At 63.6% G+C, this 19,741-nt stretch carries 16 protein-coding genes and 2 pseudogenes; 3 read left to right on the forward strand and 15 right to left on the reverse strand.

Annotation, left to right across the window (positions count from 1 at the left end; genetic code table 11):
- Positions 1–114 precede the first annotated feature (114 nt).
- The gene (locus PGC08_RS12955) at positions 115–1,515 is read left to right on the forward strand and encodes a serine hydrolase domain-containing protein (protein ID WP_271708571.1); all 1,401 of its coding nucleotides are present in this window, start codon (positions 115–117) and stop codon (positions 1,513–1,515) included.
- A 56-nt stretch (positions 1,516–1,571) separates the two neighbouring features.
- On the opposite strand, the gene PGC08_RS12960 is transcribed toward PGC08_RS12955, so the two are convergent.
- Positions 1,572–3,038 (reverse strand): M50 family metallopeptidase, encoded by a 1,467-nt coding sequence (locus PGC08_RS12960; protein ID WP_271710070.1) that lies wholly within the window; start codon positions 3,036–3,038, stop codon positions 1,572–1,574.
- A 48-nt stretch (positions 3,039–3,086) separates the two neighbouring features.
- Positions 3,087–4,292: pseudogene (gene dxr / locus PGC08_RS12965) on the reverse strand (1-deoxy-D-xylulose-5-phosphate reductoisomerase); the annotation flags it as partial.
- Between the two features lie 99 nt (positions 4,293–4,391).
- Between dxr and PGC08_RS12970 the strand changes: the two are divergent.
- Positions 4,392–5,591: an acyl-CoA dehydrogenase family protein gene (locus tag PGC08_RS12970; protein WP_096162808.1), complete on the forward strand. Its 1,200-nt coding sequence runs from the start codon at positions 4,392–4,394 to the stop codon at positions 5,589–5,591.
- 179 nt (positions 5,592–5,770) lie between these two features.
- Here PGC08_RS12970 and PGC08_RS12975 read toward each other — a convergent pair whose 3' ends face one another.
- From PGC08_RS12975 to rpsB, 9 genes and pseudogenes are all read right to left on the reverse strand, one after another.
- Positions 5,771–6,574 carry a N5-glutamine methyltransferase family protein gene (locus tag PGC08_RS12975; RefSeq protein ID WP_069600453.1) on the reverse strand — a complete coding sequence of 268 codons (804 nt, stop codon included), beginning with the start codon at positions 6,572–6,574 and terminating at the stop codon, positions 5,771–5,773.
- Between the two features lie 28 nt (positions 6,575–6,602).
- Positions 6,603–7,331, reverse strand: coding sequence for a hypothetical protein (locus tag PGC08_RS12980; protein ID WP_193078302.1), 729 nt, complete (start codon positions 7,329–7,331; stop codon positions 6,603–6,605).
- A complete protein-coding gene (locus PGC08_RS12985) occupies positions 7,324–7,884 on the reverse strand; it encodes a DivIVA domain-containing protein (protein ID WP_029416982.1) in 561 nt (186 codons plus the stop codon). Before PGC08_RS12985 ends, PGC08_RS12980 begins: the two co-directional genes overlap by 8 nt.
- Positions 7,885–7,966: 82 nt before the next feature.
- Positions 7,967–9,199, reverse strand: a complete 1,233-nt coding sequence (gene rlmN, locus PGC08_RS12990; RefSeq protein ID WP_009883023.1) for a 23S rRNA (adenine(2503)-C(2))-methyltransferase RlmN — start codon at positions 9,197–9,199, stop codon at positions 7,967–7,969.
- Between the two features lie 143 nt (positions 9,200–9,342).
- Positions 9,343–10,365 (reverse strand): phosphatidate cytidylyltransferase, encoded by a 1,023-nt coding sequence (locus PGC08_RS12995; protein ID WP_009883024.1) that lies wholly within the window; start codon positions 10,363–10,365, stop codon positions 9,343–9,345.
- A pseudogene (gene frr, locus PGC08_RS13000) lies at positions 10,365–10,921 on the reverse strand (ribosome recycling factor). The gene PGC08_RS12995 and the pseudogene frr overlap by 1 nt, the downstream one beginning before the upstream one ends.
- 150 nt (positions 10,922–11,071) lie before the next feature.
- On the reverse strand, positions 11,072–11,824 hold the full coding sequence (gene pyrH, locus PGC08_RS13005; RefSeq protein ID WP_009885084.1) for a UMP kinase: 753 nt from the start codon (positions 11,822–11,824) through the stop codon (positions 11,072–11,074).
- 174 nt (positions 11,825–11,998) lie between these two features.
- A complete protein-coding gene (tsf, locus tag PGC08_RS13010; protein ID WP_009885085.1) occupies positions 11,999–12,826 on the reverse strand; it encodes a translation elongation factor Ts in 828 nt (275 codons plus the stop codon).
- Between the two features lie 33 nt (positions 12,827–12,859).
- Complete coding sequence (gene rpsB / locus PGC08_RS13015; protein WP_009885086.1) at positions 12,860–13,840, reverse strand: 30S ribosomal protein S2; 981 nt, start codon at positions 13,838–13,840, stop codon at positions 12,860–12,862.
- 616 nt (positions 13,841–14,456) lie between these two features.
- Here rpsB and PGC08_RS13020 point away from each other — a divergent pair.
- Positions 14,457–15,482, forward strand: a complete 1,026-nt coding sequence (locus PGC08_RS13020; protein WP_271708572.1) for a peptidoglycan DD-metalloendopeptidase family protein — start codon at positions 14,457–14,459, stop codon at positions 15,480–15,482.
- A 33-nt stretch (positions 15,483–15,515) separates the two neighbouring features.
- Here PGC08_RS13020 and PGC08_RS13025 read toward each other — a convergent pair whose 3' ends face one another.
- The 4 genes from PGC08_RS13025 to PGC08_RS13040 are packed head-to-tail and all read right to left on the reverse strand — an operon-like array spanning position 15,516 to position 19,684.
- Positions 15,516–16,475 (reverse strand): tyrosine recombinase XerC, encoded by a 960-nt coding sequence (locus PGC08_RS13025; RefSeq protein WP_096157255.1) that lies wholly within the window; start codon positions 16,473–16,475, stop codon positions 15,516–15,518.
- A 52-nt stretch (positions 16,476–16,527) separates the two neighbouring features.
- Positions 16,528–17,742, reverse strand: coding sequence for a DNA-processing protein DprA (gene dprA, locus PGC08_RS13030; protein WP_271708573.1), 1,215 nt, complete (start codon positions 17,740–17,742; stop codon positions 16,528–16,530).
- Positions 17,739–19,289: a YifB family Mg chelatase-like AAA ATPase gene (locus PGC08_RS13035; protein ID WP_271708574.1), complete on the reverse strand. Its 1,551-nt coding sequence runs from the start codon at positions 19,287–19,289 to the stop codon at positions 17,739–17,741. Before PGC08_RS13035 ends, dprA begins: the two co-directional genes overlap by 4 nt.
- The gene (locus PGC08_RS13040; protein WP_096145852.1) at positions 19,286–19,684 is read right to left on the reverse strand and encodes a YraN family protein; all 399 of its coding nucleotides are present in this window, start codon (positions 19,682–19,684) and stop codon (positions 19,286–19,288) included. Before PGC08_RS13040 ends, PGC08_RS13035 begins: the two co-directional genes overlap by 4 nt.
- Positions 19,685–19,741: the final 57 nt, after the last annotated feature.

Consider the following 19,741-nt stretch of genomic DNA (forward strand, 5'->3'; position numbering starts at 1 on the left):
GTATCCGGGCTCTCCGATCACGGTGTGATCGCTCACGACAGCATCATTTCGCAGGTATCGTGAAGGAAACTTGCCGTCCGATCCCAGAAGATAGCCGTGAGCTGAGGAGATTTCGTGCCATTCACCCACCCCGATACGCAGGCCATCATCAGCCGACTCGAATCTGCGGCGTCGTCTCTGGCCGAGCAGGGCGGAACCCTGGCCTGGGGCGTCTTTCCCCAAGGTGAGGCCGGAACCGTGGCCAACGGCGATGTTCCCTACCGGATCGCCTCGATGACGAAGTCGTTCACGGCCGCAGCGATCGGTCGGCTCAGGGCCCAGGGGCTGGATATCGACATGCCCTTGGGTCAGCTCCTCCCAGAACTCAGCGGCACATCGATCGCCGACCGCACCTGCCGGCAGGCGCTGACGATGGGCACCGGGTTCACGAAGGACGACCCCTGGGCCGACCGTGTGGAGGCGATGACGGGTGCCGAGCTCATCGACTATCTCAAGCGCGGAGCCATCCCCATCGCACCGGCAGACACCGGATACGAGTACTCCAACCTCGGGTATGCCCTGCTCGGTCTCGTCGCCGAGGCGGTGGCCGGGAAATCGTTCATCGACGTCGTCACCGCCGAGGTGCTCGCACCCCTGGGACTGACCCGCACCGGCTTCGACATCGCCGACTTCCCGGACCTGATGCCAGGCATCCGCATCGACCGTAACGGTCACAACCACCCGGCCGAACTCACCGGCCCCGGGGTCTTCTCCCCCATCGGCGGAGTCATCTCCACGGTCAACGACATCGGAACCTGGATGAGCGCCCACCTGGACGCCTTGGAAGACATCGATTCCTACGAACCGGGCGCACTGCCGCGGATTCTCACGGACAACCAGCAGTCCCACCGTCTCATCGAGATCCAGCACAGCGAGCATCACACCGAATCCGTCAACTACGGCTTCGGTCTGCAGCCGCGCCTGGATTCTCGGTTCGGTCGGGTCGCCTGCCATTCCGGAGGCTACCCCGGGTACGGCTCACACATGCGGTGGTTCCCGGACCTGGGGCTGAGCATCGTCGTCTTCGGCAATACGACCTACTTCCCGGCCGAACGCACCGTGAGAGACGCCATCGATGCCGGTTGGGCCGCCGCCGCGGGCACGCCCGACCTGCAGCTGACACGCACGACCACCGCGGTGCCAGCCCCTCACCATCCGGTCGCAGCCAAACAGTCAGAGACGGTGCTGGCTGCAGCAAACCTGGTCATCGACTTCGACGATGCGATCACCGATGAACTCTTCACCATCAACATGGACCTCGATGAGCCCCGCGCCGAACGCCGCGAACGCTTCAACGCGTGGAAAGAGGACCACCAGCTCAGCCGGCCCTTCACCACTGAGGTACTCACCATGCTGACTCCTTTGAAGGGCACGGTGACTGTCTCTGCTGCGGCAGAGCCAGCAGCCCAGGCACCGTCGATCACGGTGAGCCTGGACCACCTCGGCGAGGTGCAGACGATCACGCTCAACAGCTGAGCACGGGACGCCCAAGCACCAGGGCAGCTACACCACCCGAGCAGCGCAGGGCGTGCCTACCCGGAGTTGAAGATCGCGTCGAGCGTGACCGGTTTGACGAGGTCGACGTAGACGAGCAGCGCCGTCATGCACAGCATCAGCCCGATGACGACGTAGGTCAGCGGCAGCAGCCGGGCCGTGTCGAAGGGGCCGATCTTGCCGCGTCCGCGGAACTTGTTGATCTGGCGGCGTGCGCCTTCGTAGAGACCGACCGCGATGTGTCCGCCGTCCAGCGGCAGCAGCGGGATCATGTTGAAGGCGAACAGGAAGATGTTGAGCGAGCCCAGCATGCCCAGCCCCAGCTGTGCCTTCTCGACGATCTGGAACTGATCGGTCGACACGATCTCACCGGCGATGCGCCCGACTCCGACCATCCCGACCAGGCCTTCGGCGTCGCGTTCCTTCGAGCCGGTGGCCACCTCGGCGATGTCGATGAGCTTGACCGGCAGGGTCACGATCGCGTGGAATACGCCGCTGACCTGCTCCCAGACCGCGCCGGGGAACTCGTTGAGCGGCAGCGGCTGACGTTCCTGGACGGGACCGACACCGAAGAAGCCCTCGGTCACCGTCTGCGGTGTACCGTCGGCGTTCATCTGCGCCTCACCGCGGTCATCGACGACGGCTCTCTCATGGGCGATGATCGGCACTGTCACCGTCTGCTTCTGGCCATCGCGGTTGAACTCAACGTCGACGCGTTCGCCGGCATGATCCTTGATCACGTTGGAGAGTTCGTCCCAGCTGTCGGTGGAGACACCGGCCACCGAGGTGATGTCATCACCAGGTTTGATGCCGGCTTCCCAGGCCGGCGTCAGCGGATCATCGTCCTGGCAGGTCTCCTTCTCAGACGCAGGGCGCTGCGCCGCCTCCGAGGCGGGCACCGCGCATTCGACGACGGTCTGGACCGAGGTCGTCGGGGTCATGACGCCGATGCCGATGAGCGAGATCGCCATGATGATGATCCCGAGCACGAGGTTGACCAGGGGGCCCGCGAACATCACGACGAGCCGTTTGGGCACGTTCAGGGCGTAGAAGGTCCGGTGCTCCTCCCCCGGTTCGATCTCCTGGTTCGAGAAGTCCCGGGCATCGGCCATCGTGTTCTCAAACAGCCGCCCCCGCCGCTGCTTGCGCGGCCGGCGGGGAGCCTCCGTCGCGAGATCAGTAGGTCCGTGCTCGTCCCCGATCGTGCCGACATCGTTGCGCTCGGTCTCGGCTGCAGTCCTGCCGGCCCGACGAGTCGTGGCTACCAGCGGCGGGTACATTCCCGGCATGGCGATGAAACCACCCAGAGGCAGAGCCTTGATCCCGTATTCGGTCTCCCCACGGCGGAAGGAGAACACCGTCGGACCGAAGCCGACCATGTAGTGGGTGACCTTGACCCCGAACTTCTTCGCCGGTACCAAGTGGCCGAGTTCGTGGAGTCCGATCGAGATCGAGATCCCGATGAGGAACAGGACGATCCCGACGATGTAGAGGACGACTGTCATATCAGGAGCGCCGGCGGTCGTACCGGGTGCAGATGATGGTGTCGCCTCGGTCTGTGCCTTCAGGTCCTGGCGGGCGAACTCCCGGGCCCACGCATCGGCGGCGAGCACGGTTTCGACGGTGTGCTCGGCTGCAGGCTCGTGAGCTCGCAGCGCCCGTTCGATGCCCTTGTCGATACCGGTGAAGGGGATCTGCCCGCCCACGAAAGCTTCGACGAAGACCTCGTTGGCGGCGTTGAACACCGCGGGGAAGCTCTTCCTCTTCCGTCCTGCTTCAACGGCCAAACCGAGTGCCGGGAACGCGAGGTGGTTGACGGGTTCGAAGGACCAGTGCATGGGCTGACCCCAGTTGTTGGCCACCGCGCCGGAGGACAGGCGCTGGGTCTGGCCATCGGTCTGTGTGCCGAGTGCATAGGCGATGGGCAGCCGCATGTCCGGTGGGGAGATCTGCGCGATCGTCGAAGCGTCGCTGAATTCGACCATCGAGTGGATCTGCGACTGCGGGTGGACGACGACCTCGATGTGGTCGAAGTCGATGTCGAAGAGCAGATGCGCTTCGATGACTTCGAGCCCCTTGTTGACCAGGGTCGCCGAGTTGATGGTGATCATCGAGCCCATCGACCAGGTGGGATGCTTCAGCGCTTGGGCTGGGGTGACACGACGCAGGGCATCGCGGGTCATCCCGCGGAAGGGCCCCCCGGAGGCGGTGATGACGAGCTTGCTCACCTCACCGTGGGTGCCCGAGCGCAGGGCCTGGGCGATGGCGGAGTGCTCACTGTCGACGGGGATGAGAGCCGCGTTGTTGCGGGCGGCGGCATCGAGGACGATCGAGCCGCCGATGATGAGGGACTCCTTGTTGGCCAGCGCCACATCTGTGCCGCGTTCCAGGGCCGCCAGGGTCGCACCGAGCCCGGCAGCACCGGTAACAGCGTTGAGGACCATGTCGGCGGCGGCACCGGCGACCACCTCGGCGGCGTCGGGGCCCACGTGGATCTCACGGACAGGATCGCTTACTCCCCGTTGGCCGGCGGCCTGCTCCAGTCGCTGGCGGATCTCGTCCGGGCCACCCTCTGGTGGGCTGGTGAGGCCGATGACGGGGACAGAGAATTCGAGGGCCTGGGCGACCAGCGCATCGAGCTGGGTTCCGGCGGCGAGGCCGATGACCTCGAAACCTTCTGCGTTCTCCGCCAGGACGTCGAGGGCCTGGGTGCCGACCGAACCGGTCGAGCCGACTACAATGATTCTACGTTTGCTCACGCCTACCGATAATGCCAAAGTTCTCTGAGAAATGACTCGACATCGGCGTCATCGGCGACGTGAGATATGCAATGCGAATCAATGGCGAAAGAGGATTTAATGACTGCAGCGATGAGCCCCGACGACATTCTCGGCTTGGATTCGGTCTTCGAGGAAGATGACCTCGAGTTCGCGTCGATCGTGAAGAAATGGCTGGATGAGAACGTCCGCGAGAAGATCGGCGACTACTTCCTCGACGCCACGATCCCCGCTCGGGAACTCGCCGAGGGCCTAGGCGAACTCGGGCTCCTGGGCATGCACCTCGACGGCTACGGCTGCGGCGGATCCACCGCCACCCAGTATGGTCTGGCCTGCCGTGAGCTCGAAGCCGTGGACTCTGGTCTGCGCTCGCTCGTCTCGGTCCAGGGATCCCTGGCCATGTTCGCCATCCACCACTTCGGCTCGGAAGCGCAGAAGGAAGAATGGCTGCCGAAGATGGCCGCCGGCAAGGCCATCGGCTGCTTCGGTCTGACCGAACCCGATGTCGGCTCCGACCCCTCGGGAATGAAGACGACCGCGAAGAAGGACGGATCCGACTGGATCCTCAACGGCGCGAAGATGTGGATCACGAACTCCCCGGTCTCCGATGTCATGGTCGTGTGGGCCAAGACCGAAGAGACCGATGCCAAGGGCAAGCCGGTCGTCCGCGGATTCGTCGTCCCCAGTGACACCGAGGGCGTCCAGACTCCGGAGATCCACCGCAAGATCTCACTGCGGGCCTCGATCACCGGCGAAATCGTTCTCGACAACGTGCGCCTTCCCGAAGATGCCATGCTGCCCAAGGCCAAGGGCCTCAAGGGCCCCCTGTCGTGCCTGTCCGAGGCCCGTTACGGAATCGTCTTCGGCGTCACCGGCGCCGCACGCGACGCTCTCCTATCGGCACTCGAGTACACCAATACGCGCATTCAGTTCGACCGTCCGCTTTCTTCGTTCCAGATCAGCCAGCAGAAGCTTGCGAAGGCCTTCGGCCAGTATTCGCAGATCACACTGCTCGCCGCTCACCTGGGCAAGCTCAAGGACTCGGAGAAGGGTGTGCGCCCGGAACAGATCAGCCTGGGCAAGATGGTCAACGTCGATACCGCGATGAACGTGTGCCGTGACCTGCGCGCACTCTTCGGCGGTTCCGGCATCACCAGCGAATACCCACCGCTGCGCCACGCGGTGAACCTCGAGACCGTGCTCACCTACGAAGGCACCCACGAGGTCCACCAGCTCACCTTGGGCCGCAGTCTCACCGGAATCAACGCCTTCGCGAACTGATTCGCAGGGCCTGAGCACCGCCCAGCCAACGAGCGCCTGAGCAACGCCCAGCAACCGCTGGCAAGAAGTGTGTACGCAGTGCACACATGCAGCACCGCTGCACGTCTTGCCAGCGGTTGCTGTCATTCACCTCACGGCTCCGACGCCATCCACCGGCCCGCACAGCGAACCGAATGTTCTCAGCTGCGCAGCCGCAGTTCGAGCACCACGGTCTGCTCGTCCTCGCCGAGTGTGCGCGTGCCGATGAACCCCAGGGCCTCGGCGAAGTCGGTGGCCGGTTGCTGCTGCTGGCTGCCGAGTTCGATGAGCAGCACTCCACCGGGTGCCAGCCAATCGTGTGATTCGGTGATGAGGCGCCGGACCAGGTCCAGCCCGTCGGCCCCGCCGAAGAGCGCCGTCGCCGGCTCGTACTCGGCCGCTTCGTGGGGTAGGTACTGTGCCGCGGAATCCGGTACGTAGGGCGGAACCGCGGAGATCACATCGAACCTGCCGCTCAGAGACTGTGGCAGCCCCACCAGGCAGTCGAGCAGATGCGGCGTCGCCTGAGCGCCGACGTTTAATCTCGCACAGTTGAGGGCAGTCTCATCATAGTCGCCGAGGTGGATCTGAGTTCCGTGCACGGCGCGGGAGACGGTGGCGGCCACGGCACCCACACCGCAGAAGGCTTCGAGGAAGCGCGCCGATTCGCCTGCGGCCTGCACAGCCAGTATCGACTGCTGCGCCAATAGCGTCGATCTCTGCCGCGGTACGAACACGCCGGGTGCGACCGCGATGTGCTGACCTGCGAAGTCGACCCATCCCACGATCTGTTCCAGCGGCTCACCGGCAACACGGCGAGCCAGGAGCCTGCCGAGAACGGCGTGGCGGTCAGCGAAGTCTGACGATGCGGTCTCTTGGGCGGCTTCCAGCAGGATTCGGGCTTCGTCTTCGGCGAAGACGCACCCTGCTTCGCGCAGATGGGCGGTGACCGTGGTGTGGCTCATCTGCTCTGTCGTGTTCGGATCGGAGGCGTCAGGCTTCAGGAAGGAGCTCCTGCGACAGCCAGTCCAGGCTCGATCGTGCGTCGAGCGAAGTCTCGTCGGTGACGATGAGTGCCCGGTCCGGTAAGAGTGCGACGACCGCGGCGGGTTCGACGCGTGAGTCCCTCATCGCCTGATCGATGTTGGCGGTCTCCCCCGCCACGGTGATGCCCACGCCTTCGAACTGGGAGCGGATGGCCTTGACCGATGCCCGTCCCGACTCAATCGGGGCCGCGTCGATGGTGTGGACGAACACGGTGGTGAGCTCGTCATCTCCAGACTGAGCCGAGGAGGCCTCGACCGACGAGGACGTCGCGGACGACGCGGTGTTCGCGGCCGCCGAGCGGACGTCGACGCCGACTCCGATGCGCAGGGCACCGAGGATGCTGAGCGCCCGAGAGACCGGTGGAACATCCTCGGCGATGATGACGCGTTCGTTCTCTGTGCCGTTGATGCCCATGGCACGGAGGACTCCGGCGAGTTTCGCACTCCGGTCGAGCACCTCGGCGCGATCGAGTTCCACGGGCTTCGACAGTGCCTTGACCAGACGTGGGTCGGTGACCACCCTGCCATCGACCATCGGTTGGTCCGGGACTGGCCCGGTCAGGACGATGTCATCGGCCCCGCCCATGGCGATCGGGAAGTCGAGCAGCTCGAAGACCGGGTTGAGAGTTCCAGCCGAGGTGTCCGTGGGTGCTTCGAAGTAATGGAAGTCAGTCAACGGAGGCCATCACTTCGACGACACGGTCGATGAAGGCATCCACCTGGTCCTCGTCGTAGGCCTTATCGCCCTTGGCCGTCTTGAACAGGACGCGACGCACCTGGTCGACGCTCATGGCCACACCCTGGGTGAAGTAGGCGTTGACCTTCTCGCACATGTCATCGACCTGATCAATGTCGTAGCCGATGACTCCGGGTGCCGGGTTGTCGAAGTGTTCGCCGGGTTCGCGCACCAGACGTCCCCGCAGGGACGCGGCCACACGTGTCAGCTCGGACACCCATGCGTCTTGACCCGACTGTGCGATGAGGCGATCACGTGCCTGTTTGGCGAAGGCGTCTTCGAGGCGGTCGAGTGCGGCATCGACGACGGCGACGTGGTATCCCTTGCGCACCAGGTCGAAGCCGACAGTGCGCACCGCACGGGAGTCGAGGTCACCGGGCTGCGGGGTGGGACGTTCGAAGGATTCACGCGCACGTTTGAAGAAGCTGTCGACCTGTTTCGGGTCGTAGCCGTTCTTCCATCCGGACATTCGGGGGAAAGTCGTGTCCGCCATGTTGCCTCCAGAAGCGAATCGCCGTATTGGTCATTTCCACCATGATAAATGGCGGACGCGGAAAATGCGTGTTCGCGACTTCTCAGTCGGCGGCAGCGAGCTGTCCGCAGGCTCCGTCGATGTCCGATCCGCGGGTATCGCGGATGGTCGTCGGGATTCCCTGGTCGATGAGTCTGCGCACGAATTCGTCTGCCACCTCCGGCTCGGACGCGGTCCACACCGAGCCCGGAGTCGGGTTGAGCGGAATCGGATTGACGTGCACCCAACCGCGGCCGCGAGCGTTGAGCTTCTTCGCCAGCAGCTCTGCACGCCAGGGGTGATCGTTCATGTCCTTGATGAGCGCGTATTCGATGCTCACCCGACGTCCCGTCACCTGGTAGTAGTTGTATGCGGCGTCGATGGCCTCATCGGCCTTCCACCGGGTGTTGACGGGGATCATCTCGTCGCGCAGCTCATCATCGGGTGCGTGGAGGCTGAGCGCGAAGGTGACGGGGATGTCCTCGGCTGCGAGCTTGTTGATGCCGGGGACCAGACCGACCGTGGAGATGGTGATTCGGCGGGCCGACATGCCCAGTCCCTGGGGAGCAGGTTCGACGAACCGGCGCACCGCGTTCATCACCCGCTTGTAGTTGGCCAGGGGCTCGCCCATTCCCATGAACACGATGTTGGAGACGCGTTCGGGTCCCGTCGCCGAGGTGCTCGTGCCCGATTCGTCGACCGTGGCCTCAGAGGTCTCCCCCTGCTCGTCATCGGCTTCGGCACCGAGTGCCGTCTCACCTTCGGCTGGCATGTCTGATGTGGGTGCGGGTGCGAGTTCACCGGCAGCGATGACCTGATTGGCTCGGATGACCTGTTCGACGATCTCTGCCGCGGACATGTTGCGTGTCAGGCCCTGCTGGCCGGTGGCGCAGAAGGGACAGTTCATGCCGCAGCCGCACTGGCTGGACACGCACAGGGTGACACGGTTGCGGTAGCGCATGAGGACTGACTCGACGAGCGCACCGTCGTAGAGGCGCCACAGGAATTTGATGGTGTCGCCGTTGGCTGTGCGCAGGCGGCGGACCTCGGTCAGGAGGTGGGGGAAGAATCGTTCCTGCAGGTCGGCACGCAGATCCTTGGGCAGGTCCGTCATGGACTCCACGTCGGTCTGATAGTGCGAGAAGTAGTGTGTCGAGATCTGCTTGGCGCGGAAGGCCGGCAGTCCCATCTCTTTGACCGCGTCGATGCGTTCGTCCATCGTCATATCGGCCAGATGCTGCTTCGGCTGGCTGGCTCGTGGAGATTTGAAATTGAGCAGCGGACGGCCGTCTGCCATCGGTGTCTTCGATGTCGTGCCGTCTGCGTGTTCGACGACGGGCCGTGTCTGCCTGTTACCTGCTTGAGAACTCACACGTCCATTGTCTCATGAGAGCAATTTTATTGGAGTGTGTGAGCCGCCACGGCCCGGCAGGCGTCGGATCAGAGGTATCCGGGCAGAACGGAGAACATCACCAGAGCCACCGGAGCCGTCGGCAGGATCGAATCGAGTCGGTCCATGACTCCCCCGTGGCCAGGCAGAAGAGTGCCCATGTCCTTGAGCTCGAGATCTCGTTTGATCATCGATTCGCTGAAGTCGCCGAGGGTGGCGAAGGCTGGAATGACGACGCCGAAGACCAGTCCGGTCCAGAAGGGCGCGTCGAAGAGTGTGAGAGCGAGGATGGTCGCGACCGCAGCGGCGAAGACCACCGAGCCGAAGTAGCCTTCCCAGGATTTCTTCGGCGAGATCCTCGGGGCGATCGGGTGTTTGCCCCACAGCACCCCGAAGACGTAGCCCCCGGTGTCCGAGGCGACCACGCTGGCAAGGAACAGGATGACGTAGAGATTGCCGTCGGGCTGCGTGAGCAAGTAGACGACGAAGCAGGCCATGAGACCGACATAGGTGAGCGCGAACAGGGACAGCGAGACGTCTTTGACCGCGTTCTTGCGGCGTTCGACCATTGTGAAGAGCATGACTGCGCCGGCGCTGGCAGCGAAGGTCACCCACAGTGCTTCGCGTCCGCCGACGAAAGTCGCCAGTACCATGCAGGCTGCGGAGACCATGGTCGGAATACGCGAGACCAGCGATCCCGAACGAGACAGCGCGTTGGCCAGTTCCCACATCGCAGCGACGATGGCGACGAGGATGATGAAGAGGAAGGAAATCGGGAAGAAGACGAGCGAGGCCAAGACGACGCCGCCGATGAGCAGCCCGATGCCGATCGCCGCCGGCAGATTTCGTCCGGCCTTGCCGTAGTCCTTCTCCGCCACCTGAGGAACGTCTTGCCCGGTCTTCGCTGCCGGATTCGTCGCCGGATCGTCCGGCGAATAGTCCTTATCCGAGTTGCGCAGGTCTCGGCGCCTGGGGAAAGGGGTCTCAGAGCCTGATGCATGCGGAACCGGATCCGGCCCCCCGAAGGAAGCCGGATCGGATGCAGGACTGTCTGACCCGGTCAAGGAAACCATCAGACCTCGAGGAGCTCAGCTTCCTTCTGATTCAGCAGCTTGTCGACGTTGTCGACCTTGCTCTTCGTCAGGTCGTCGAGTTCGGAGATTCCGCGTGCGACTTCGTCTTCGCCGGCGTCGCCGTCCTTCTTGATGCGTTCCAGGGTCTCCTTGGCATGGCGACGGATGTTGCGGATCGAGACCTTGCCGTCTTCGGCCTTGCCCTTGACGATCTTCACGTATTCCTTGCGGCGTTCCTCGGTGAGTTCCGGGAGCACAACGCGGATGACGTTGCCGTCGTTGGCGGGGTTGGCCCCGATGTCCGAATTGCGCAGTGCCGTCTCGATGTCACCGAGTGCCCCACGGTCGTAGGGAGTCACGAGAATCGTGCGGGCCTCTGGGGTCTGGAATGAGGCCAGCTGCTGCAGAGGGGTCGGTGCACGTAGTAATCGATCTCAATGGACGCGAACAGGGCGGGATTGGCGCGGCCGGTGCGGATGGACGAGAAGTCCTCCTGCGTGAATTCCACGGCCTTGTCCATCTTCTCTCTGGCCTCAGCCAGTGTCTCTTCAATCACGACTCACTCTTTTCGTCGGTAGGGTGCTTTGGGTTCATTCTATGGGTCATAGCTCACGAATGCCCCACTCTATTGGTCCAGGAACGGTCCTGGACTTCATATGAGGGGGTGTTTCGAGGTGTTGATGTTCCTGGGCGGTGCGCGGTGAAACTAGTTGACCACGGTGCCGATCTTGTCTCCGACGATCGCCTTGCGCAGGTTGCCTTCGCCTTCCATGCCGAAGACGTGCATCGGAAGCTTGTTGTCCATGCACAGGGAGAAGGCGGTGGCGTCGACGACCTTGAGGCCCTTCTGCAGCGCCTCCTGGTAGGTGATCTCACGGATCTTCTCTGCTGTGGGATCGATGTTCGGGTCCGCGGTGTAGACGCCGTCGACTCCGTTTTTGGCGATGAGGACTTCATCGGCGTGGATCTCCAGCGCACGCTGTGCGGCGACGGTGTCGGTGGAGAAGTAGGGCAGTCCGGCTCCTGCGCCGAAGATGACGACCCGGTTCTTCTCCATGTGACGCATGGCCCGGCGTGGGATGTAGGACTCGGCGACCTGGGACATGGGGATCGCGGTCTGCACTCGAGTGTCGACTCCGGTCTGCTCGAGGAAGTCCTGCAGAGCCAGGCAGTTCATCACTGTTCCCAGCATGCCCATGTAATCGGCGCGGGTACGGTCCATGCCCCGCTGGGACAGCTCTGCTCCACGGAAGAAGTTACCGCCGCCGACGACGATGCTGACTTCCACCTCGTCGACGGTGGGTGCCACTTCCCTGGCGACTGCGGCGACGACGTCGGGATCGACTCCGATCTTGCCTCCGCCGAACACCTCGCCGGAGAGTTTGAGGAGAACGCGGCGGCGGTGGGTGCGGACTGGTCTGCTGGCGTAGCTGGATTCGTGAACCGGGGTGGATGTCATTTAGTCCTTCTTCCGTCTGGGCAGGTTGGAGCCCGGATGAGTCGTCGGTGTCAGTTTAGCGAAAACGGGGCCGGACCGATTGGTCCGACCCCGTCCGCCGCTTATGAGTTCACTCTCAAGCGAGACGACTGCTGTGCGGGTCGGAAACCGACTCGCTCAACGGTCAATGATGTTTCAGGCTCCGACGCGGAAGCGCAGGAATCCGGTGGCCTTGACGCCGGCAGCCTCAAGAACCTTGCTCACGGACTGCTTGGGATCCTTGGCGAATCCCTGGTCCAGCAGGCAGTTCTCCTTGAAGAAGCCGTTGACGCGGCCTTCGATGATCTTGGGCAGAGCCTTCTCCGGCTTGCCTTCGTTCTTCGCGGTGTCTTCAGCGATGCGACGTTCGTTCTCCACGAGGTCCGCAGGGACATCTTCGCGGGAGAAGTACTTCGGGCTCATCGCAGCGATGTGCACGGCGACATCGTGGGCAACCGAGGAGTCGTCACCTTCGTAGGCCAGCAGGACGCCCACCTGAGGAGGCAGATCCTTGTTGGTCCGGTGCAGGTAGGACTCGACGCTTGCGCCTTCGAGACGTCCGACGCGACGCAGGGCGACCTTCTCGCCCAGAGTCGCACCGCTTTCGGTGATGAATTCCGAGACGGGCTTGCCGTCCTTCGTGGACTCGAGGACAGCTTCGGCCGAATCGGCGTTGCTGGACACGGCCAGAGCCAGAACTTCGTCAGCGAGTGCGACGAAGGGATCGGACTTCGCAACGAAGTCGGTCTCCGAGTTGAGCTCGATCATCGTTCCGACGCCGCCGTCGACCTGTGTGGCCACGAGACCGTCGGACGTGGAGCGACCTTCACGCTTGGTCGCGCCCTTGAGGCCCTTCACACGGAGGACCTCGATAGCTTTCGCCTGATCGCCGTCTGCTTCGTCAAGAGCCTTCTTGACATCCATCATTCCGGCGCCGGTCTTCTCGCGCAGTGCCTTGATATCAGCGGCAGTGTAGTTTGCCATTCTTTCTCCTCAGGGTGGTGGAGTTATGGAAAATCAGGACTCGGTCGACTCGGTGGAGTCTGCAGCGGCGTCCGCAGCCGGAGCAGCGGTCTCTTCCGTTGCTTCAGCAGCTGGTGCAGCGGCTTCCTCGGCAGCAGGCTTCTCAGCAGCAGCGTCGGCAGCAGGAGCAGCAGCTTCTTCAGCGGCTGGCTTCTCAGCAGCGTCAGCGGCCGGAGCGGCAGCTTCCTCAGAGGCAGGAGCGTTGCCCTCGAGCAGTTCGCGTTCCCACTCAGGCATCGGTTCGACGGCGGAGACGTTCTTCTCGCCGCTGTCATCGTCGGAGGAGTGGCGGGCGATGAGGCCCTCTGCCACTGCATCGGCGATCACGCGGGTCAGCAGGGACACCGAGCGGATGGCGTCGTCGTTGCCCGGGATCGGGTAGTTGACGTCGTCAGGATCGCAGTTGGTGTCGAGGATCGCGATGACCGGGATGCCCAGCTTGCGAGCTTCGTCGACTGCGAGGTGTTCCTTCTTGGTGTCGACGATCCAGACAGCCGAAGGGGTGCGCTGCATGTCGCGGATACCGCCGAGGGTCTTCTCGAGCTTGTCCTTCTCACGACGGAGAATGAGCAGTTCCTTCTTGGTGTGCGAAGAACCTGCAACGTCGTCGAAGTCGATCTCTTCGAGTTCCTTCAGGCGGCGCAGACGCAGCGAGATGGTCTGGAAGTTGGTGAGCATGCCACCGAGCCAACGCTGGTTGACGTAGGGCTGGCCCACGCGCTTAGCCTGTTCGGCGATCGATTCCTGTGCCTGCTTCTTGGTGCCGACGAAGAGGATCGAGCCACCGTGGGTCACGGTTTCCTTGACGAACTCGAACGCAGTGTCGATGTAGCCCAGCGACTTCTGCAGGTCGATGATGTAGATGCCGTTGCGCTCGGTGAAGATGAAGCGCTTCATCTTCGGGTTCCAACGACGGGTCTGGTGTCCAAAGTGAACGCCGCTGTCGAGCAGCTGGCGGATGGTGACGACGGCCATGCCGACGCCCTCCTTTCTCTTGCACCCGTAGGTGCTTTTACGTCAGTGTTCTCCGGCAGCATTGAGCTGTCGGCAACAGTGACCTTTTCGGTTGATTCCTGGTATTCGGTTCATCCGCCCCACAAATTCGCCCTGACGGACAATTTGCACCATGGGATGGAGAAGAAATCGAATACGCGTAGTCAGAAGACACGCTTCTGCTGAGGCCAGTCTATCCCCGTTGCCCAAGGCATTTCCAATCGATCGGGCACCTGCCGGATGGTCTGCATCACATGCAACGCACATTCGCTGTCCTTTTCGAAGACGATGCCCATTGACTCGTGCGCGTTGGTATGTGGACACAGCCGGATCTGCGGAAGTGTGAGCCCCGATTCTGCAGCCGATCGTGTTCGCCCAGATCGTTCTCGGCCGCCTCATCAGACGCGGCGGCCCGTCACTCATGCGCGCTCTCCTGTGGATTGCCCGATGACTCGTGTTCGTTTCGCCTGTGCACACTCGCGACCTGTCCACAGGGGCCGAGCTTGGGCCTGACTTCGGCAAGTGATCCCGCTTCCATGGGCTCATGGATCTCTTCGCCGATTCCCCTCACACCGCCCTCCCGTCCTGGCTTCGGCCTGTGCCGGCAACTCGTCGTCTGCGACTCCTGCTTGCCGGGAGTCTGCTGGCCCTGACCTTCACCGTCGCCGAGGTGGGCCTGCCGTTGGAGTCACCGACGCACATCTCGTCGGCGGCGGCCGCCACCTCGACAGTGGCTGCCACCTCGGTGTCCGAGGCAGAGCCGACGTGGGTGTCCCCCGTGCCTGCGATGGAGATCATCGAGGCCTTCGATCCGCCGACCGAAGCCTGGCTGAAGGGACACCGCGGCATCGATGTGCTGACGGTCAGCGGTGAACCGGTGCGTGCGCCCGCCGCGGGCACTATCCGATTTCGCGGCACTGTGGCCGGCACCGCGACCGTGAGCATTGTGACGGACTCCGGGCATGTGGTCTCCTTCCAACCAGCGAAGTCGGAACTGAAGAAGGGTGAGAGGTTCGCTGCCGGTGAGGAGATCGGGTCTGTCGGCAAAGGTTCGCACTGCGATGAATCGTGCCTGCACATCGGAGTTTGGGCGGCTCAGGGCGACAAGGTCTACATCGACCCGGCAGGCTTCTTCGGGCAGGAGGAGTCGATCCTGTTGCCTCTGTCTCGCAAACCTGCGAAGGAACCCACCGGGGATTCCACGACCTCGGGTGCAGGAGCCTGGGGCGGGCATCGCAATGGCCGAATTCCTGCGGCTGCCATGTGCACGCTGGACTCGGCACCAGGGCAGATGCTGCGCTGTGATGCGCAGAAGGCATTCGACCGCATGTCCCACGCCTACGAAGCCAGATTCTCGACCCCGATCTCCGTCACGGATGCTTACCGCGACTACGACACCCAGGTCATCCTCAAGAAGCGCAAGGGACGGATGGCGGCAACCCCGGGGACCTCGAATCACGGATGGGCGCTGGCCGTTGACTTGGGCGGCGGAATCAATTCCTTCGGCAGTGCCCAACATCAGTGGATGCGCGCGAATGCACCCAAGTTCGGGTGGATCCATCCCGGCTGGGCCCGCCAGTCCGGTTCTCTGCCGGAGCCGTGGCATTGGGAGTTCCGTCAATGACGGCATCCCAGGACCGCGCACGGCCCGCTGCGATCAGGCCCGGGGGTGCGCCTGTCGATAGGTCTCCTGCAGCCGCTGCATCGAGACGTGGGTGTAGATCTGGGTGCTGCTCATCGTCGAATGCCCCAGAAGTTCTTGGATCTGTCGCAGATCCGCTCCCCCGTCAAGCATGTGTGTAGCGGCCGAGTGTCGGAGTCCGTGTGGGCCGATATCAGGTGCGCTGGGATCAGCGGCACCGTAGCGGTGGACGAGTTCCCTCACCTGCCTGGCTCCGATGCGACCACCTCTGACGCCGAGGAAGAGCGCGTCGCCGCTGCTCTCGGAGGCGAAGGTGTCCCGCAGACTCAGCCACTTCTGCAGTGCCGCCTGGGCTGGTTTCCCGTAGGGGACGCGGCGTTCCTTGTTGCCCTTGCCCAACACGGTGATCATCGAACGCTGGTGATCGACGTCGCCGCGGTTCAGCCCGGTCAGTTCAGAGACACGCACCGCTGTGGCATAGAGCATCTCCAAGATGGCCGCGTCTCTGACCCATTTGGCGGCCTCGATGGGGTCGCTGTTGTCGGCCTCAGTATGAACGGTCCGCTCCCGGGATACGAGATCGGCGGCCTGTTGCGGTTTGAGTACTGTGGGCAGGCGTGAGTCCTTCTTGGGAGTTCGCAGTCGTGCCGCTGGATTGTTCGACAGCCCATGCTGGTTCACGCAGTAGGCGAAGAAGGACTTCACAGCTGCGATCTTCCGGGCCACCGTCGACTTCGCCGCTCCGGCATCGTCGAGCGTGATGAGCCACGACCGCAGATCGTTGAGATCGATGTCGCTGACCTGCAGCTCAGTGGCCCGGGACTTAACGCCGGCACCCGGTGAGTGGGCCGTGTGGTCGAAGAAGTCGCTGACATCGGCGACGTAGGCTCTCGAGGTGTGGGCTGAGACGTCACGCGATCTCAGGTGGTCGGCATAGCCGGACACCACCTCGGCGATGGTCGTCGGAAGGGTCACAGTCCCAGGTTACGCGATCGGACGTGTTCAGCTCCGGACCTTCATCGGCGTCTCATTGTGGTGGCCGCAGCTTGACCCAACCGGAGTCCCGGCGGGCGGTCAGGCCTGCCAGTTCGAGGACGGCGAGCGCGGAGAGGGTGTTCGACACTGTCAGCCCGGCCCGTGACGCCACGGTTGAGACGTCGAGAGCCTTGGTCACCGAGAGCACGTTGACGCAGATCTTCTCCCGTTCGGCGAGATCATCGATCGGGTCGGAGGCCGCTGTGCTGGGGTGTTCGCCCGTGAGTCTTCCGTCGTCGAACAATGTCGGTTCCTCTCCGCCGATGAGTTCGATGACGTCTGTGCAGCTGGTCACCAGTTCCGCTTCATGCGCGCGGATGAGTCTGTGGGTTCCCGTCGAGGATGCCGAGTACACGGATCCGGGGAATGCTGCGACCTCGCGGGAGAGTTCCAATGCGTGCCGGGCGGTGTTGAGGGCTCCGCTGCGCCAGCCGGCTTCGACGATGACCGTGACTTGCGATGAGGCGGCGATCAGGCGGTTGCGGAGGAGGAACCTGTGCCGCATCGGGGTCATTCCGGGAGCGGTCTCCGAGACGATCGCGCCGTCTTCGAGCACCTGCTGGAACAGTTCGGTATTGGCCACCGGATAGAAGCGATCGACTCCCCCGGCCATGAAGGCGATCGTGGTGCCCTCTCGGGCGATGGCTGCCCGGTGGGCGGCCGCATCGATTCCGAAGGCCCCGCCGGAGACGATGGTCAGTCCCCGTGCGGCCAGGTCCCAGGCAAGATCTGAGGCACACTTGGTGCCGTAGTTGCTCGACGCACGTGCTCCGACGATGGCGACGGCCGACCGCAGCGCTGTGTTCAAACGTGCCGCGCCTCGGACCCACAGTCCCAGTGGTGCCGCCGGCCCCAGGTCGGTGAGAGCTGTCGGCCATTCGTCATCGCTGGGGATGACGAGTCGCCCTCCCAGCCTGTGCACGGCTTCAAGATCACGATGCCCCTGGGCGTCCTCGCCGCGCACGGCCCACCGGTCGAAGGCCTCTGGAAGCTGCCCGCTGCCTGGAACTTCTGTCACGATCGTTGAGAGACTCGCAGCAGCTTCGGTCGCAGATGACGTTCCCACAGCCACCGCCCGAATCAGTTCGAGGACTGCGATCGGTCCGATTTCAGCGACGAGCCCGGTGAGCAGACCGTCGCCGGGTTCGCCGATTCTCAGCAGCGCGGCCACGGCTGCCCTGATCTCCCCGTTGGCGTCGTCGTTCATGATTCCTGCGTCCTCAATGCCAGCGCCGCCGTGATCTTGTCGGGTGTCGGCGCACCGGCTCCCTCGAGGTCGGCCAGAGTGGTTGCGACCCTGAGCACTCGGTCATATCCGCGCATGGTGATCCTTCCGGTGTCGAGAGCACGGTCCAGGTCGCGCAGACTGTTCGGGCTCAGCGCAAAGTGTTCACGCAGCCAGGCTCCGGGAGCATTTGAGTTCAGCGTCCACTCGCAGTCGACGTATCTCTCCGCCTGTCGTTGCCGGGCGAGATGGACCCGCGCTGCCACAGTTGCGCTGTCCTCCTGTCCCCCGCCGAGGCGGATGTCTGCTGGGGAGACCGGGAACAGTTCGAGCTGCAGGTCGACTCGGTCCAACAAAGGCCCGGAGAGCCTGTTGCGGTAGCGGCGTTTATCCATCGGTGTGCACCGGCACGTGGATTCGGCTCCGCGCATTCCTACCCCGCACGGGCAGGGGTTGGCCGCCATGACCAGTTGGAACGATGCGGGAAGCACCATCGAGCCCCACGCCCGGTGGATGTGGACCTGTCGAGATTCCATCGGCTGCCGCAGCGCTTCGAGGACGTCCCGTGAGAATTCGGGGGCCTCATCCATGAAGAGGACACCCCGGTGAGCTCTGCTGAGTATTCCTATCGATCCCGGTCGGCGCCCACCGATCAGCGCCGAGGCTGTGCTGCGGTGATGTGGTGCCTCGAACGGGGGTGTGCGGTCGAGTCCTTCGCCGCCGTTGAGCTCTCCCCGCAGCGAGCGCACCGCCGCCGCTTCGATGGCCTGCTCGTCATCCAATGGTGGAAGTATCCCCGGCAGGCACTGCGCCAGCAGCGTCTTTCCGGCTCCTGGGGTGCCGCGCATCAGCAGATTGTGTCCACCGGCGGCGGCGACTTCGAGGCCGAATCGAGCTTCGGCCTGGCCTTGGACTTCGGCAAGGTCGTGACGTTCGGAGATTTCCGGGCTGATGGTCTCGGCCTCGACGGCTGGTGGCAGCTCCGGGACCGCAAGGCTTCCACCGTAGATATTGATGAGCTCTGCCAGTGAGGCGACGGCCTTGACTCCGCCTCCCCCGAGCAGGGCTGACTCCTGACTGTTGCCGACAGGAACGACGAATCGCTCGAAGCCGGCCTGGAGACCACTGTGCAGGCTCGGCAGCACCCCGGTGACGGGACGAATGCGCCCGTCGAGGCCGAGCTCACCGCAATGGATGATCGATTCGGTGTCCGTTGCGGTGATGATTCCTTGAGCCTTGAGCACGGCCACTGCGATTCCGAGGTCGAATCCTGTGCCGATCTTCGGCACGGTGCCCGGGGTGAGGTTGATCGTCAGATGCTGCGAAGCAACGGGTATTCCCAGATAAGCCAGTGCGGCCCGCAGTCGCTTCCTGGACTCGCTCACGGAGGCATCAGGCAGGCCCACGATGTCGATGCCCGGCAGTCCGGCGCTGACGCAGGCTTCAATCGACACGATCTTGCCCGCCAACCCCCAGAGCGCGACAGCGGAGGCCCGTCCGATCACGTTGAGCTTCGTCTCTTCGCTCACGAGTCGACCTGCACATTGCGGCGATGGGAGTAGTCGGGTTCAGGGTCCATCACGATGCCGAGGGCGTCGATGCGGATGGATGGGAAGAAGCCCTTCTGCTGGCTCAACCAGATTCCCGACAGTGTTCTGATCTTCCGCAGCTTCGCTGCCGTCACCGCTTCGAGAGGTGATCCCTGTGCGAGGGTTCTGCGGGTCTTCACCTCGACGAAGACGATGGTGTCGCCGTCTTTGGCGATGATGTCTATCTCTCCGCGCGGGCACCGGAAGTTGCGTTCGATGATGACCATTCCCTGCCGTTGCAGGAATTCTGCGGCCAGGCATTCTCCTGTCTGCCCCAGTGCGCGCTGGCGCAGTCCCGGTGTCGTTGCGCTGCGTCTGCCAGTTGTCGGTCCCATGGGGCTCAGACCACCATCGGGGGTACAGACGCGACAAGGGCAGAAGATCGGCCTGTG

The organism is Brevibacterium sp. BDJS002 (assembly GCF_028201555.1).
In the GTDB taxonomy this organism is placed as follows: domain Bacteria; phylum Actinomycetota; class Actinomycetes; order Actinomycetales; family Brevibacteriaceae; genus Brevibacterium; species Brevibacterium aurantiacum.

What these genes read in the sequence shown, in the direction of transcription:
- PGC08_RS12970 (WP_096162808.1), top strand. Translation starts at nt 4,392, where the DNA reads ATGACTGCAGCGATGAGCCCCGACGACATTCTCGGCTTGGATTCGGTC.
- dprA (WP_271708573.1), bottom strand. Translation starts at nt 17,742, where the DNA reads ATGAACGACGACGCCAACGGGGAGATCAGGGCAGCCGTGGCCGCGCTG.
- PGC08_RS12995 (WP_009883024.1), bottom strand. Translation starts at nt 10,365, where the DNA reads ATGGTTTCCTTGACCGGGTCAGACAGTCCTGCATCCGATCCGGCTTCC.
- pyrH (WP_009885084.1), bottom strand. Translation starts at nt 11,824, where the DNA reads ATGACATCCACCCCGGTTCACGAATCCAGCTACGCCAGCAGACCAGTC.
- tsf (WP_009885085.1), bottom strand. Translation starts at nt 12,826, where the DNA reads ATGGCAAACTACACTGCCGCTGATATCAAGGCACTGCGCGAGAAGACC.
- PGC08_RS12975 (WP_069600453.1), bottom strand. Translation starts at nt 6,574, where the DNA reads ATGAGCCACACCACGGTCACCGCCCATCTGCGCGAAGCAGGGTGCGTC.
- rpsB (WP_009885086.1), bottom strand. Translation starts at nt 13,840, where the DNA reads ATGGCCGTCGTCACCATCCGCCAGCTGCTCGACAGCGGCGTTCACTTT.
- PGC08_RS12960 (WP_271710070.1), bottom strand. Translation starts at nt 3,038, where the DNA reads ATGACAGTCGTCCTCTACATCGTCGGGATCGTCCTGTTCCTCATCGGG.
- PGC08_RS13040 (WP_096145852.1), bottom strand. Translation starts at nt 19,684, where the DNA reads ATGGGACCGACAACTGGCAGACGCAGCGCAACGACACCGGGACTGCGC.
- PGC08_RS12985 (WP_029416982.1), bottom strand. Translation starts at nt 7,884, where the DNA reads ATGGCGGACACGACTTTCCCCCGAATGTCCGGATGGAAGAACGGCTAC.
- rlmN (WP_009883023.1), bottom strand. Translation starts at nt 9,199, where the DNA reads ATGGCAGACGGCCGTCCGCTGCTCAATTTCAAATCTCCACGAGCCAGC.